The sequence below is a fragment of the Rhodoplanes sp. P11 genome, from assembly GCF_964266735.1.
GTDB classification, from domain to species: Bacteria; Pseudomonadota; Alphaproteobacteria; order Rhizobiales; family Xanthobacteraceae; genus Rhodoplanes; species Rhodoplanes serenus.
This window is the reverse complement of record NZ_CAXWGY010000001.1, coordinates 991,084-1,005,506: the sequence shown is the minus strand read 5'-3', so window position 1 is coordinate 1,005,506 and position 14,423 is coordinate 991,084. Positions and strand designations below refer to the sequence as shown.

Below are 14,423 nucleotides of genomic sequence, written 5' to 3'. Positions count from 1 at the left end.
CCAGAATGATTGAGATAATCGGGACGAGCGAGATGGTCGGGCGACGGCACGGATCTGAGGAAATTGCCGAGAAGTTGGCCGAAGCGGGCGCATTGGCGGCTAAAGGCAAGAACCAGCATGAGATCGCAAAGGCGCTCGGCGTCAGCGTGATGACCTATCACCGCTGGCGTAAGCAGCACCCCGAGAGCGACGTGCCTGACGAGCCGCGGCGTCAGCCGCATGGCGTCGCATCCGAGCCGCCGGCGCCCGCTCGAATCACCCCCGCACGCCGGGCGCGGGAGGGTGCGACCGACGTCCGAAATCTCGAGGTGGAGAACCAGCGCCTGCGTCGTCTGGTCATCGATCTCATGCTCGAGAAAATGGCGCTGGAGGAACGGCTCGGAAAGGCGCCGGACGAGCGCCAGGTGGCCGCGCGGCAGGGCTGAGGGGCTCGCACCCGGAACTGACATTCCGCATCCCGGCGGCGCCAGCGTTTCCAATGTTATTTTGAAACCCGAAGCCGTCCGGGGATGCTTGGACGGCATTTTGCCGTCGGCAGCGAGCCGCCGTACCGCCCTCGACCATGCTGCCGATCCGATTGCGATTGATACCCGGAGTCCATTCACATATGAACTGGAGCTCTTTCGGGTCTCTGTCGTCTCTCAACGATCGGATCGATGAGCGCCCTGACCGACGTCTTCCTGGCCTACGGACAACGCTCGAAAGTTCCGGCTGACCAAGTGGTGATCCGACGCGGGTCCGCCATATCCCGTTTGTATTATATCATCAGCGGCCGAGTAATCCTCTATACGACGTCGCCCGGCGGCCGGGAGATCGCGTTCGACATAATTCGGCCTGGAGAGGTTTTCGCCCTCACCGGCCTCTCGTCCCGCAACAGCGCAATCTTCGAGGCGAAGACGATCACGGACTGCGAGGTCGTAACGCTGGAGCGGGAGACCGCACGACGGGTCGTGCTGGCGGACCCGGTCGTCGCGCTGGAGGCCTTCGAGGCCCTGATCGAGGTCCTGCGCACGCGGACGAACTTGGCTGAAAGCTTGGCGACGCGCGACTTGGGCGCACGCCTCGCCCACTGGATCCTGTCCCAGTTCCGGCGGTCGGGTCGACAGCTCGTGCCGGGCGCCAGCGTTTCGGTCGAGGTCAGCCAAAGGCTGATCGCAGGCTTTTCAGGCGTGTCTCGCGAAACCGTTAATCGCAAACTCAAGGAATGGTCGTCCGGCGGGATCATCAGCCTGACCGGCCGCACTTTGACCCTTCTGGCGCCGGACGAACTCGTCCGCATTGCCGGCGAGATCGACGAACTTCGCCGCTGAGCCGGGCCAATTTTCGAGAGCTGTGACTTTCGTCACTTTCCAGTTTTTCCGTCGAACGCTAATGTCAAAACAGGGCGGTTTTTTCACCCAACCAACGATGCTTTTTTTAAGCTACAACAACGTCATATGCGACAAACATGAGACCGACGACGACACAACCTCGTGCAATCGACATTTCCGCGCCCCGCTCCGCCACCCTCCATGTCCTGAGGACGGGGCGCCAGGGACGTCGCGACGCTTTGAGTGCCGCGGAGTTCGCGCAGGCCCGTCGCCTGCGTGAGCTCGAGCGGGAGAACGATGCGCTCACCCGTATCGTCGCGCGAACCCGGGCCGAGATCGAGACGCTACGTCGTCTGCTCCGCAACTGAACACCCGAGCGCCGTCGTCATACCGCGCCGGCCTTCGCAATCGCTGTCTGGCTGCCGGCAGCGCATCATGAGGTGTCGTCGCGGACACTTTGCCGCCGCCACCCCGACCATCGGATCGACATCCTCCAAGGGCAGAAGCGCCGGCCGCAGTCCGGTCGCCATACAGTCGCGTGCCGATATGTGGTATCGATGTGATCGGATGCGACGTTCGGGCACGAGCGACATGGTGGACTTCGCCGCACTTCTCGAGCGGATGATCGCCGAGGCCGAGGACCCGTCGCATCGCCGCGAGTTCGTTTTCGAGCTCGCACGCGCGACGTTGCGTCGGCAGCTCCAGCGGCACGCCCGCACCCTGGCCCCGGCCGAGGCCGCAGCCCATATGGCGGCGCTCGAAGCTGCCATTGCGACCTGCGCCGCGGTAGCCAGCCGCACTCCGCCGGCTTCGCTGGCCGAGGGCGATCCGCCCACGTCGCATGCGGCTGCGGCGGACATTGCCGACGGAGTCGCAGCCGCGTGGTCCGGCCCCCCTCGAACGAACAGTCGCAGCGGTCGCGGTCGTCTGTCAGTCGACGGCGAGGCCATACTCGCCTTCCCGGAGCCGATGCCGCTGCTCCCTTTCACGGTCGAGCCGATCGCCGCGGTGGCGGGACCAGGCTCGTTGCCGCGCCGGCGGCGTCGATCGGCCCGTCGCTGGGGTGAGCTCGCCGTCGCCGCCGTCGTGCCGCTGCTTGTTTATGCCGCGGTCGTTCCGCGTGACGGCGCCGGTCAGCCCGAGGTGGTCGAGACGATCGCGGACCGCCCTCCCCCGACGGCCGAGCCCCAGCGGCGCGATGCCGGACCGATCGGACCCGAACTCGCCGCCGCCCGGAGCGGAACGACCGGCGTAGAGGCGGCCAGCGATCCGAGCCACTCGGCCCTCCCGACGCTCCCCACCCTCTACGGCGTCTACGCCGTCCAGGGAGCGCAGTTCACGGAACTCGAACAGGTGCAAGCGAGCCCGGTCGATCCGCGGGTCCGGACCGTGCTACAGATCAAGACCCCGACCAAGACTCTCCTGCCCGATCGTGACCTCCGGTTCCTCGTGTTTCGGCGCGAGATGATGTCGAGCGCGCCCGAGCGCGTGCCCGTCCGCATCGCCGCGCGCCTCGCCAAGGTCATGACCTTCGATCCGAGCGGCAAGGTCGTCATCGCGCCGCCCGGGGAAGAGCGGTGGGTGATCCGCGAGACCGGGTTCGAGTTCCGGGTCCGCCCGATGCGCGGCAATCCGGAGATGATTTGGGTGCAGCCCGAGCACCCGGGCAGCCCGATCCCGGCCGGGCGCTACGTGATGATGATCAACGGCACGCCCTACGACTTCACGGTGGAAGGTCCGGTGACCGAGCCGGCGCACTGCCTCGAAAGCGTCGGCACCAGCCGCGGGCCGACCCTCTACGAATGCCAGCCGAAGTGACGCCCGACATTCGATTTTGATTTAGTGTTCGTGTTTGCTGCTCGTGATGAGACGCTCGGCGATGGCGTCCCGGTCGCTCGATTGCCGCCCTGGCCCGGATGCCCCAGACCGCCGTCGCTCGCCGATCCGTGCTCGGTCAGCCCGCAATTCGGGTCATCGCCCGTCTGAGTGCCGGGTCGATCTCGACGGCGACGCGCTCGAGGAACAGCTTCCCGATCGGCGTCGCCTCGCCGTACAGGACGGCAAAGACCCGGTCACGATCGGCCCGGGCCGCGAGGCGGTATAGATCACGCGCGACGAAGTCCCGGATGCCGGCGGCCGCGATCGCATCGGTCCGCACCGCGAGCGCCGCTCTCGGAAGCCGCAGAGCCTCGTCGTCCGGGCCGGTCAGAAATGCCATTTCCAGCAATGTCGCCGTCGTCGGGCCGCGCCCGTCCTCGGTCGCCCGCGCTGCCGGCAGCACGGCTGCAAAGGCGAACCAGGCCGTCGGATCGTACGGCGCGAGCCGGACCGCCCGCTCGGCCGCCACACGGGCCTTCGGATGAATGGCCCTCGGGAACGCCTCGCCACTCGCAACCTCGGTGACGCCCGGCAATGCCGCGACGAGTATCATCGCAGCGTCGGCCCACAGATCCCCGCGAATGGCGCCGAGGCGGGCGGCCAGCAGCGACCGTGACGCACTCGCTTCCCGGGCCTCCGGGGTCGTCTCCAGGCGGCCGCTCTCGCCCGGCCGGACGAGTTCCGGCACGAGGAGCCAACCGCCGCAGGCCATGATCAGGATGGCGAAAGCAAACAGGCCGCTGTGGACCGGCAAGCTCCTGCTGCGGTGTCCACCCCGCGACGGTGACGCGGCACTAGAGGACGAAAGCGGTGTCATTCTCGATCATCAGGCAAGTCAGACGACCGGTCGCATACGCGCCGGTGTCGATGTTGATGCGGTTGCGCCGGAACTCGGGCGCCATCACGGCCGTGTGGCCATGCACCACCATCTTCTCGTAGGGAGCCTCCCATTCGAGGAACTCGTCGCGAATCCACAACAGATCCTGCTCGACCTGCTGGGTGAGCGGAACACCCGGCCGGACCCCGGCATGAGCGAAATAATAGCCACCGAGGGTGAAGAACGGCACCAGCCCTTCGAAGAACCCGTAATGGCTGTCCGGGATCGCCATGCGTAGCGCGGCCGAGAGCGCGGCGAGTTCCGCATCGTCGGGATTGAGCGAGGGACGCAGCCCGTAGGACATCAGCGTCTCGAGCCCGCCCCATTGACGCCAGCTCCGCAGCACCTGGGGATCGTCGATGAAGTCGAGCAGGAAGCGCTCGTGGTTTCCTTTCAGGAACACCGTGTCGCGGTGCCGCGCGCGCGCCAGCAGGCGATCGATCACGTCGCGCGACCGCGGCCCGCGGTCGACATAGTCGCCGAGATAAACCTCAATCGCTTGGCGGGCACGGTGGCCTCTGAGATCCGCGTCGATGCGATCGAACACGCCGCCCAGGAGATCGTCGCGCCCGTGCACGTCCCCGATCGCATAAATGCGGTATCCGGCCGGCAATGTGAATGCAAGATCCTTCGATCGTTCGAGCGTCCACACGGTGAGAATCCGATCCGGCGAGGCAGGCTTTCATCGTGATTGGGTTAGCAAATTCGGCGAGCACACTCCACCGTGACGACGTCGCGGCACGGCCGACCCGCGATTGTCGTTACGGACCGTCATGGCCGCGATGCGACCGCAGTGGCGGGCAAGAGAAGCTCCGATAAAACGTCTTGAAAACACGTCCTGCGGTAGCGGATGGGCGGCCCGGGAGGGCCACGCAGTCATGTGTGAGTGTGAGTGTGAGTGTGAGTGAGTGTGAACGTGAGCGTCGGCTGCCGACGCCTCCCCCTCCCCGGCTTCGGCCTCATCACCGGCCGGCCCGCAGGGAGCCGGAGAGTTAACGAAAGCGAACCAGAACATCTTTCATTTTCAATAATTTGCGTCATGTGACCGAACGTGATTGCAAGCCGCGCCCGCTATCTCTGGTCCGGAGAGGACGAGCGGAGCGAGCATCATGCGCGTCAAGGCGACAGCGATCACGATCCTGGCGGGATTGGCGGTTCTGGGCTGGACGGCCACGACCCAGGCGGCCTTCTTCGGCGCCCCCCGCGCACTCAAGCAGCAGGTCGCCCGGCTGCTGCTCGACGAGCCGGCTCCCGCCCCGATGGCTCACACGCGCTTCTGCCTCCAGTACACTCAGGAATGCAAGGTGCGCCGGACCGTGTTCCGCGGTGGCGCCATGAAGCTCACGGCAGAACGCTGGAGCGAGCTGGCGAAGGTGAATGCCGACGTCAACCGCACCATCACGCCCGAGCCGAACACACGCGGCGTCGCCTACGAGCGCTGGCTGATCGGCCCCTCGGCCGGCGACTGCAACGACTACGCGGTCACCAAGCGACACGAGCTCATCAAACGCGGCTGGGCACCCCGCAACCTTCTCCTCGCAGAGGTGGTGGTGGCGTCGGGCGAGCATCATCTGATCCTCGTCATCCGTACGACCGACGGGGATTTCATCGCCGACAATCTGCATCCCACGATCCGGCCCTGGGCGACGCCGCGCTACCGCTGGGTCCGCATGCAATCGCCGAAGAACCCGCAGTTCTGGTCGAGGGTCGCGATCGGCCGCCCGGACCGCTCCGTCTAGCGGCTGTGTTGCCCAAGGCGCTGCGCGAGACCTAGGCCGAGCACCAGACAGGCCAGGACCATCGGGCCGAGCCCGAGCAGGCTCGCATCGTGGAAGGCACCAATCGCGAGCGTCACCACACTGCCGGCGGCCGCGGCCGAATAGAAGGAATCCCGCCCGCGCCCCAGCGCGCCCCGGATCAGAAGCGCAGCGACCATGGCCGCCATGAGGATAGCGATCCACGGCGCCGCGGGGCCGAATTCGATCGCCAACGTGGCCGCGGTGGTGGGCGCCCCCGGCATCCCGCGCGCCGCGCCGTCCTGATAGGCGGAGAGAACGCGCGCCGCCGTTCCGGCTCCGCTCCCGGTCGCCGTCACGTCGGCGAGCAAGCGTTGCGTCGCGTCGAAGCGGCTGTGCGCCACTTCGGCAAAGCGGATCGCCAACGGCGCATCCCGCGCGCCGCCGAGGGCCGCGAGGCTCATGACGAGCACGACGAAGCCGGCGGCGGCCAGGCCCCCTCCCAGCCACAGGCTGCCGCCCATGCGGCGCACGACGACGACGAGCGCGAAGGTCGCGGCGCCGCTCACGGCGGCGACCAGCATCACCCCCCCGCGAAAGAACCCGACCGCGAAGGCGCAAGCGAGAAGCGCCACGACGGCGAGAGACAGACGCTCGATCAGCGCGATCGTAGAGAGTGCCCCGCGGCGATGCCGAGTTTCGTAGCGCTCGAACACCAGATCCGCATAGGCGAGCGTCGTGACGACGCCGAGCGCCGACACGGTATCGAAAGCCGCTCTGGTCTGCCCCTGAAGCTCTCCCAGGAAGGTCGCGCCGGAGAGATCGTGCGACACGACGACAACCGCCAGGGCGGCCGTCGCGACCGCCAGTGCCGCCAGCGTCCATTCGGCACGTTCGCGGTTGATCGTCGCGGCCGCACTCGAGGTGACGAGGGCGAGCGCGAGAAGCCAGGTGCAGAGTGCCACCACGGTCGCGCCGGGATCGATCGTGATCGATGCGTGCACGGGTGCCCCGAGGGCCGACGCCGCACTCGCCCAGATCGGATGCGCAAGCCCCGGGACCGGAACGAGCTGAACGATGATGCAGACGACCGGCAACAGCGCGAGCGGCAGGACCGGCGTCAGCGCCCGCCGAAGCCGGGCCGTCTCTCCGGGCCGGAGCGCCGCCACGATGATCGCCAGCCCGAAGCCGACCGCGAGCATCAGCGCGCCCATCAGCCCGCGTTCGCCGACGGACGGCAGGGCATCGGCGACCAACAGAAGCGGAACACAGACGACCAGCGCCAGGACGGCGAGCGATGCGACGGTCACGGCGACCGATCCGTAGCGAGAATGATAGCGATCCGAAATACGGAGATCACGTCACGGCGCGACGGCCGACATCCCTCTCGGGCTGCCGGCTCCGCACCATCGCTTCGGTACCATGGACCGGCGATCGCTGTCATGTACCGTCGTCGCGATCGGCGTGACTCGATCGCGGACGAGACGGATCACAGTGCGGTATCGGTTCTGCCGCGTTTACGGCGCTCACAGCTCCACGGCGGGCATGCGGGCCGGCGCCGGCTTGGCCATCGATCGGGCGCGTGACACGACCAAACAATACTGAGCCGTGACGCCGACCACGTAGCCGAACTGGAGCGCGAGCGCCACGCCGACGCAAATCGCGACGGCGGTCATTATGGAAAGGTCGTTCGAGACAGCGAACGCCGCGAGGCCGATCCAGGCGACGAGGGTCACCGGAACGAGGCTCAAGACGCTGTACCGCATGCCGAGGACGGCACCGGTAAGGACCGCGACGACGACACAGACGAGCATCGAACACCTCACAGGAACGAGGGTTCGACGAAATGTCTTAAGAAGCCGCTAACGATTTCGCCGGCATTCGACAAATAAAAGCCCGCACAACTGCATTCATATCTCCGCTCCATCGGCCCCGCCGTGACGATACGTCGTGACGGGACCTTGTCGTTCCATGCTATCAATGTTAAGAAATATAGATGCAGCGATAATGTTGTCGACTTCGTTCATCCGGGGTGTCGTCGTGGACCTCTGCCGGTCGAATCGACCTACCGAGGGGATGCGGCATGTGTCGCATATCGGCACACGGTCGTTACAGGCCTTGCGGGCGGCCTGGACGGGGCCCGACCTCGACGTCTACTTGGCCGAAAACGAGGCGACGCACGACGAGACCTCTCGTATCACGATTGCGCTTTGCGAGATCGAGGAGCCCGATCGGGCTGCCGATCTCGTCGTCACGGCGATGCTCTGCCGCGGGGCCGCGCAATACGCCCTCCTTCGTGCCTCCGGCGCGGTTCCGGCAGCAGCCGACGAGACGATCTTTCAGCCCGCCGATCCGGCGGGCTACTGGCTCGGCCAGACCCTGATCTGCGAGGTCGCGGCCGCACATGGGCCTGCATTCCGCCGCGTCGCTCGGCATGACGCGGACGAGATCGCCCGCACACTGGCCCTGCGGATCGTCGAGAAACTCGACCGGCCGGGCTGGCCGGCCGGTTTCGCCGAAGGCGCGACAGATGCGGCCGAAGCGTTCCTCGACGGCCTCGATCGCGGACCCGTGGGGCGATTCGACCGGCTCTTCGACGCCCTGTCTCGATCGGCACAGGCCGTTCGCGGCTGGCACGACACCGCGCGATCCAAGGCCCGCTCCCTTGCGGCGCCCTCGATCGCCACCCTGGCGTCGACCAGCCGCGGAGAAATGGACGAACGGACCGATCCGCCCCATCCCGTCGAACTACGGCGTCAGATCCGATTGCGCTGATCGGCGAGACCCGAGTCCGGTTCCGACCGGCGCGACGGCAGATTACGGCCTCAGCGGCAGGTCCAGACCGGCCGCAACCGTGTATCGCAGACCGTCTCCGGCACGTAACGGACGCATTCCGGCACCTTCCTGTAGCAGGGAGTCTTTCGCCAGCGATATCCATAAGGATAAGGCTTGGCCCAGAACGATATCGAGTGAATGTCGTCCGGTGCCGAGAGCGCGCCGGCCACTGTTCCCATGAGACTCGCTTGCATGAGACCCGCGTGCAAGAGGCCCGCCTGCACAGGGCCGGCGGACATCGGCAACGCGACGGCAACGGCGAGCACGGCAAAACAGGACATCGGCCTCATCTGTCCACCTCGACGATCGGGATCTCGACGGCTCGGCACCTTGCCGGCCCTCCGGCCGGCACACATTCGAAACTGAAATGTTAGTGAATCATACTCCCGTTCGCATCGCTGCGTCGACGGTCACTTTCGCCGATCGGGCGATGCGCTTCATTCCGGTGACCGTGATTGACATCGCCGTGCTGTCGACAGCCGCAGATGACCCGCGTAAGGAGTAACATCAGGTGGACGACGCCACCGTGCCAATCGCTCGGCGTCGGATAGAATGGCGCAGGTCCGGATAGGTCGCGCCCGCGGCTGGCGTCTGCGCACCTCGTCGCAGCCCGTCTTGAGCCCGTCTTCAGCCCGGATCGCCGGCCGCCTCGCCGAGCGCCGCGACCATGTTGGTCTTGATGGCGCCGAGCTGGCGGACCAGCAGGAGCTGCTGGTCGGCCGACAGGCCCTGCACCATGACGTGGCGCGTGTCGCGCACGACATCGGCCACCGCGGCGATGCGCGGGCGCGCCGCCGGCGGGATGTGGACCCGCCAGACGCGGCGGTCCGCCGGTGTGGGACGCCGCTCGATCCAGGCGAGCTGCTCGAGGTGATCGAGCAGCCGGCCGGCGGTCGGCTTCTCGATCTCGAGCTCCTCGGCGATCTCCGACTGCGTTCGCCCGTCCCGCCGCACCAGCACGGCGAGCACGGCCCACTGCGCCCGGGTCAGGCCGAACGGCTGCAAGCGCCGGTCGAGGAGCTTGCGGTGCAGGCGCGCGGTCTCGGCAATCAGGAACCCGAGCCCCTTGTCGTTATCGTCGATGATCATGCGCGAGGCCCATGTCGTTCGGCATTCCGTCGACCTGCCATGGCGGCGGCGGTTCGTCCACGGTCATCGACAAGCAAGTTTATTGTTAGCTAGCTCATTATTATCTCGCTTTCGACTTACCGGGCCGGCCTACCGCGGGTCCGCGCATTTCCGAATTCTGCATCCGTCGATCAAGAAATTCAGAACTACTTCTCCAATACATCTCGCCTATTTCACAGAGTTCATAACTATGATCTTTGTATTTCACCGTATAGTCATGCGGCCTGCAAGAAACTATGGTTCATAAGCTACGTCGATACGGGCTTGGGACCTGTCTTCATGTTCTCGCAAGCCGCGAAAACGCTCGTCCTCGCGCAGGACGGTCCGACCGGAAGGCCGAGCTTGGAGCTCGTTCGTCGGCGCCCAGCACCATGCCGGCGCTCGCCACGCCCGGCGGCCCGCACACGAGGCCCGAGCGCCCGTAGCGATCCACCAGAAGGTCACGTCACGCCATGCAAATCCGCCAAGCCGAGCTCAAGCCCGCACCGATCGCGCCGTTCCCGCTGCCTCCCGAGGTGGAGGAAATTTTCGCGGCCGCCCCATCGGTCACCTTCGCCGGCACGGTCCAGGAGCTGACGGCGCTCGCCACGCGCGACGCGGTCAACGGCTGGCAGGAGGTCGCCTATGACGTGCCCGGCCGCGGGCGGATCGTCGAGGCCGCGGTCTGCCGGGCCAAGAACGGCATCGTCGCCAACTATCTCGACCCCTACATGCGTCGCCGCGATCCGGACTGCATGGTGATCGGCGACCAGCGCCCGACCGACAAGCCGCGCTTCGAGGAGCGCTTCGGCGGCCCGTTCGAGCCGCTGCGCCAGCGCACCCTCGACTGGCTGAAGACCCAGCCGCTCGCCGCCTTCGCGTTCCATGCCGGCCGGCCCGGCAAGGGCACCGACGCCCTCGTCGTCGCACCCGACAATGCCGGCTTCTTCGCGCTCGGCCTCGCGCTGCTGCAAGGCATTCTCCGGCCCGACGAGATCCCCGACGACTTCTCGCCGAAGGCGGTGATCTACGTCGCCCCGCCGTTCCGCCACACCGACTTCGACGGCCGGCAGATCGTGGTCCATCGCCGCACCTCCGGCGGCCACGAGCTCTACAGCTACAATCTCTATCCCGGCCCGAGCGCCAAGAAAGGCATCTACGGGGTGCTCCTCAATATCGGCGAGCAGGAGCACTGGCTGACGATGCACTGCTCGACCGTGCGGCTGGTGACGCCCTACGGCAACAAGCTCGTCATCTCGCACGAGGGTGCGAGCGGCGGCGGCAAGAGCGAGATGCTGGAGCACGTCCACCGCCGCAGCGACGGCCTGCTGCGGCTCGGCCACAACCTCGTGACCCACGAGGAGATCACCGTGCCGCTGCCGCAAGCCTGCGAGCTGCTGCCGGTCACCGACGACATGGCGCTGTGCCACCCTTCGCTCGACAAGGGCCGCGGCAAGCTGACGTTGATGGACGCCGAGAACGCTTGGTTCGTCCGCTGCAACCATCTCGACCACTACGGCACCGACCCGCACCTCGAGAGGCTGTGCATCAGCCCGCCGGAGCCGCTGCTGTTCCTCAACGTGCAGGGCCATCCCGGCGCCACCTGCCTGCTGTGGGAGCACACCGAGGATGCCCCGGGCGTGCCGTGTCCCAACCCGCGTGTCATCATTCCGCGCAACATCATCCCGCGGGTGGTGGAAGGCCCGGTCGACGTCGACATCCGCAGCATGGGCGTGCGCACGCCGCCCTGCACGGCCGAGCGCCCGACCTACGGCATCATCGGCCTGTTCCATCTGCTGCCGGCGTCGCTCGCCTGGCTGTGGCGGCTGGTGGCGCCCCGCGGCCACGCCAATCCGTCGATCGTCGAGACCGAAGGCATGACGTCCGAGGGCGTCGGCTCCTACTGGCCGTTCGCCACCGGCCGCCGGGTCGATCAGGCGAACCTGCTGCTCAACCAGATCATCGAGACCCCGGAGGTGCGCTACGTGCTGGTGCCGAACCAGCACATCGGAACCTGGGAGGTCGGCTTCATGCCGCAATGGATCGCGCGCGAGTATCTGGCGCGGCGCGGCGGCGCCCACTTCCAGGCCAGCCAGATGAAGCCCTCCCGCTGCGCGCTGCTGGGCTTCACGCCGGGTTCGATCGTGGTCGAGGGCAAGACCATCGGCAGCCAGTTCTTCCGGGTCGAGAAGCAGCCCGAGGTCGGCACCGCCGCCTACGATGCCGGCGCCGAGATCCTCGCGGCCTTCTTCCGCCGCGAGCTGGAGCAGTTCCTGGTGCCGGATCTCCTGCCGAGCGGGCGCCGGATCATCGAGTGCTGCCTGTCGGGCGGCACCGCCGCCGACTATCTCTCGGTGCTCGACCTGCCGCTCTTCGATCCCGAGGAGTGAGGCTTGGAGCAGTTCGATTACAGGTTCCGCAAGGTTTACCAGCCGGCTTTCGACAAGGTCCCGGCGGGGGCGCGCGTCCGTCTGTTCGGCGTCGACTATGTCCATATGCGCGGCAAGCAGGGTGGCGATCTGTTCGTCACCCGCCACGGCTGGGGCTGCATCGAGTCGATCCTGCCGGACGCGTGGTTCGTCGACGAGCGCTTCCGCAAGGTCGGCCGCGCGCTCGCCGGCGCCACCGGCGCCGTCTATCGCGTGCCGGTGGCCCACCGGGCGCGTGCGGACTTCGCGCTCGTCGTGAAGTTCAGCCGCGCCGGGCAGGACACCAACATCACGGTGCTGGACGACGGGCTCCATCTCGATGCGCAGGAGAAGGCGCGCGTGGAGGAGGCGGAGTTCCTGTCGCCGTTCGAGGAGTTCGGCAACGTCGCCCGCCTCCGTGCGGCGGCGAGATCGGCGATCCCGACCAAGCAGCCGCTGGCGATCTATTCGCCGCCGACGCGCTATCTCGACTGGCAGCTCGGGCGCAACGCCGGCATCTGCTGGCGCATGAACAAGGGGCTCGAGGCGTCGCAGCGCGACACGCCGGAGGAGCGGCGCATCCACTACGACTGGGAGCGCCTCTACATTCTGCTCTACCGCTGGATCGACGGCTTCGACGCAGAAGCCGCCATGCGGGGCGGCGCGATCTCGCGTGAGACGATGGAGGCCCTCGGCCAAGCGGCGCGCACCGCGCTGCGCCGGTTCGGCTGGATGGTGTGCGACCACAAGCCCCGGCATGTCATCATCCGCGCGGCCCGCTCCGGCGCCGGACTGCTCCAGCGCTCCCACGGCATCAAGTGGGCCTTGATCGATTACGAGCTGCTGGTGCGGTGCGAGCCGCCGCCGATCGCCGTGACGCACGCCGAGGCGGACCAGCACGCCCAGTGATCGATCCGGCCCTCTCGCCCGGCCGATGCCGATGCGGCTGACGATGCCGCCATCCCCAAATCGAAAAGGCCGAGAATCGAAGAGGCCGCGGGATCACTCCCGCGGCCTTTTTGTCCGATCGCGATTCCAGCCGGAGCGCCTAGCGTCCGGTCTCGGGATCACGGCCGCAGGATCACTGCGCCTGCTGGATCGCCGAGAGCATCCAGTTGCCGCCGCGCGGCCGCCGGAACGTCCACACCTCGGTGACCGTCTCGCGGGTGTCACCGCCGGACACCAGGCGTTCGGTGGCGCGATCGACGGTCTTGTCGACCAGCGAGAAGCGCATCGCCACCGTGGCGTACTCGGCGTCGCCCTCGCGCCACGCCTCGGCCAGGTCGCCCTGCTCCAGCTTGACGTCCGACACCTTGTTGATCACGCCGCGGCCGGCGTTCTCGGCGAACTGCTCCGAGAAGTAGGACAGCATCTCGGGCGAGACCAGGGTGCGCAGCTTGGCCAGATCCTCGGTCGAGTAGGCGGTCTGGACGTCGCCGAGCAGCCGCTCGAAGGCGTCGTAGTCGGCCGGGCCGATACCGACCTCGTCGGCGCGCTCCGGCGCCGCCGCGGCCGTGGCGGCCCCGTAGCCGCCGCTCATGCCGCCACCGAGGCCACCCAGGCCACCGCCGAGGCCACCACCCAGCCCCTGGCGCTGCATCATGCCGTCACCACGGTGCGGGTCGGCGTGATGCGGGTCGACCTGCGGGCCGCTCGCCATGGCGGGTGCCGGGCGCCGGCGGTTCTGCCACATGCGCCACAGGAACATGCCCAGGAACGCCACGATGCCGATTTGCAGCAGCAGCCCCAGCATCGAGGCGAAGCCGCCGAGGCCACTCATGAAGCCGTTGCCGAACAGCATGCCGAGCAGGCCGGCGCCGAGGAAGCCGGCCGCGAGGCCGCCCATGACGCCGCCGAAGCCGCCGAACATGCCGCCCGGCCGGTTCTGCGCCATGCCGGGCGCACCGGGGGCGGCATTCGGCCGCGCCGGCTGGGTCATCGAGCGCTCCATCGGGGCGGTCGCGCCGGGTGCCGTGTTGGTTGGGGCCGGGGCCGAATAGGTGCGGCTGCCGCGGCTGCCGGAGCTCGAGCCGCCGCCGGCGCGCGACCAGGCGATGTCGCCGGCCAGCAGCACCAGGGCCGAGGCGACGGCCAGGGACAGGAAAATCGGGCGCTTGCGCGAACCGAACATGGATGTCCTCCTCAGGCTCCCACGGTCGCGGGAGCGGTCACGCCGCGTTATATCGGGTGGCCCGGGCGCCCGGGAAAGTGGCGCATTGTCGCGATTCCGACAGGCTTGCCGCGGCCACGGGCCGCAGCGCCCTACCCCGCA

Annotated in this window: 13 protein-coding genes; 7 read left to right on the top strand and 6 right to left on the bottom strand. The window is 67.6% G+C overall.

From position 1 onward, the window contains the following. The first annotated feature begins 5 nt into the window (after window positions 1–5). The 3 genes from ACFQUV_RS04475 to ACFQUV_RS04465 all read left to right on the top strand — a co-directional run bounded on the left by ACFQUV_RS04475 (window position 6) and on the right by ACFQUV_RS04465 (window position 3,128). Complete coding sequence (locus tag ACFQUV_RS04475; protein ID WP_244601667.1) at window positions 6–425, top strand: helix-turn-helix domain-containing protein; 420 nt, start codon at window positions 6–8, stop codon at window positions 423–425. Window positions 426–656: 231 nt separating this feature from the next. Continuing rightward, the gene (locus ACFQUV_RS04470; protein WP_129610489.1) at window positions 657–1,310 is read left to right on the top strand and encodes a Crp/Fnr family transcriptional regulator; all 654 of its coding nucleotides are present in this window, start codon (window positions 657–659) and stop codon (window positions 1,308–1,310) included. Between the two features lie 591 nt (window positions 1,311–1,901). After that, on the top strand, window positions 1,902–3,128 hold the full coding sequence (locus ACFQUV_RS04465) for a hypothetical protein (protein WP_378394244.1): 1,227 nt from the start codon (window positions 1,902–1,904) through the stop codon (window positions 3,126–3,128). Between the two features lie 136 nt (window positions 3,129–3,264). On the opposite strand, the gene ACFQUV_RS04460 is transcribed toward ACFQUV_RS04465, so the two are convergent. Further along, complete coding sequence (locus ACFQUV_RS04460) at window positions 3,265–3,942, bottom strand: hypothetical protein (RefSeq protein ID WP_129610493.1); 678 nt, start codon at window positions 3,940–3,942, stop codon at window positions 3,265–3,267. Window positions 3,943–3,982: 40 nt separating this feature from the next. Next, window positions 3,983–4,717, bottom strand: a complete 735-nt coding sequence (locus tag ACFQUV_RS04455) for a metallophosphoesterase (RefSeq protein ID WP_129610495.1) — start codon at window positions 4,715–4,717, stop codon at window positions 3,983–3,985. 457 nt (window positions 4,718–5,174) lie between these two features. On the opposite strand from ACFQUV_RS04455, the gene ACFQUV_RS04450 reads away from it, so the two are divergent. Beyond that, entirely contained in the window at window positions 5,175–5,804 is a 630-nt protein-coding gene (locus ACFQUV_RS04450; protein WP_129610497.1) for a transglutaminase-like cysteine peptidase, read from the top strand. Here ACFQUV_RS04450 and ACFQUV_RS04445 read toward each other — a convergent pair. Next, entirely contained in the window at window positions 5,801–7,111 is a 1,311-nt protein-coding gene (locus ACFQUV_RS04445) for a hypothetical protein (protein ID WP_129610499.1), read from the bottom strand. The two genes, ACFQUV_RS04450 and ACFQUV_RS04445, sit on opposite strands and share 4 nt — an antisense overlap. Before the next feature lie 216 nt (window positions 7,112–7,327). Then, a complete protein-coding gene (locus ACFQUV_RS04440) occupies window positions 7,328–7,615 on the bottom strand; it encodes a hypothetical protein (RefSeq protein ID WP_129610501.1) in 288 nt (95 codons plus the stop codon). A gap of 193 nt (window positions 7,616–7,808) precedes the next feature. Between ACFQUV_RS04440 and ACFQUV_RS04435 the strand changes: the two genes are divergently transcribed. After that, a complete protein-coding gene (locus tag ACFQUV_RS04435) occupies window positions 7,809–8,576 on the top strand; it encodes a hypothetical protein (RefSeq protein ID WP_165364068.1) in 768 nt (255 codons plus the stop codon). Window positions 8,577–9,263: 687 nt separating this feature from the next. Here ACFQUV_RS04435 and ACFQUV_RS04430 read toward each other — a convergent pair. Then, on the bottom strand, window positions 9,264–9,725 hold the full coding sequence (locus ACFQUV_RS04430) for a MarR family winged helix-turn-helix transcriptional regulator (RefSeq protein WP_129610505.1): 462 nt from the start codon (window positions 9,723–9,725) through the stop codon (window positions 9,264–9,266). 491 nt (window positions 9,726–10,216) lie between these two features. Between ACFQUV_RS04430 and ACFQUV_RS04425 the strand changes: the two genes are divergently transcribed. Next, window positions 10,217–12,133: a DUF4914 family protein gene (locus tag ACFQUV_RS04425; protein WP_129610506.1), complete on the top strand. Its 1,917-nt coding sequence runs from the start codon at window positions 10,217–10,219 to the stop codon at window positions 12,131–12,133. Between the two features lie 3 nt (window positions 12,134–12,136). Next, window positions 12,137–13,060, top strand: a complete 924-nt coding sequence (locus tag ACFQUV_RS04420) for a hypothetical protein (protein WP_129610507.1) — start codon at window positions 12,137–12,139, stop codon at window positions 13,058–13,060. A gap of 172 nt (window positions 13,061–13,232) precedes the next feature. Here the strand turns inward: ACFQUV_RS04420 and ACFQUV_RS04415 are convergent, their stop codons facing one another. Beyond that, window positions 13,233–14,282: a Tim44 domain-containing protein gene (locus ACFQUV_RS04415; RefSeq protein ID WP_129610508.1), complete on the bottom strand. Its 1,050-nt coding sequence runs from the start codon at window positions 14,280–14,282 to the stop codon at window positions 13,233–13,235. Window positions 14,283–14,423: the final 141 nt, after the last annotated feature.

Bases quoted from the DNA above. Each gene is read 5' to 3' on its own strand.
- ACFQUV_RS04475 (WP_244601667.1), top strand. From the start codon at position 6: ATGATTGAGATAATCGGGACGAGCGAGATGGTCGGGCGACGGCACGGA.
- ACFQUV_RS04470 (WP_129610489.1), top strand. From the start codon at position 657: ATGAGCGCCCTGACCGACGTCTTCCTGGCCTACGGACAACGCTCGAAA.
- ACFQUV_RS04465 (WP_378394244.1), top strand. From the start codon at position 1,902: ATGGTGGACTTCGCCGCACTTCTCGAGCGGATGATCGCCGAGGCCGAG.
- ACFQUV_RS04450 (WP_129610497.1), top strand. From the start codon at position 5,175: ATGCGCGTCAAGGCGACAGCGATCACGATCCTGGCGGGATTGGCGGTT.
- ACFQUV_RS04440 (WP_129610501.1), bottom strand. From the start codon at position 7,615: ATGCTCGTCTGTGTCGTCGTCGCGGTCCTTACCGGTGCCGTCCTCGGC.
- ACFQUV_RS04435 (WP_165364068.1), top strand. From the start codon at position 7,809: ATGTTGTCGACTTCGTTCATCCGGGGTGTCGTCGTGGACCTCTGCCGG.
- ACFQUV_RS04430 (WP_129610505.1), bottom strand. From the start codon at position 9,725: ATGATCATCGACGATAACGACAAGGGGCTCGGGTTCCTGATTGCCGAG.
- ACFQUV_RS04425 (WP_129610506.1), top strand. From the start codon at position 10,217: ATGCAAATCCGCCAAGCCGAGCTCAAGCCCGCACCGATCGCGCCGTTC.
- ACFQUV_RS04415 (WP_129610508.1), bottom strand. From the start codon at position 14,282: ATGTTCGGTTCGCGCAAGCGCCCGATTTTCCTGTCCCTGGCCGTCGCC.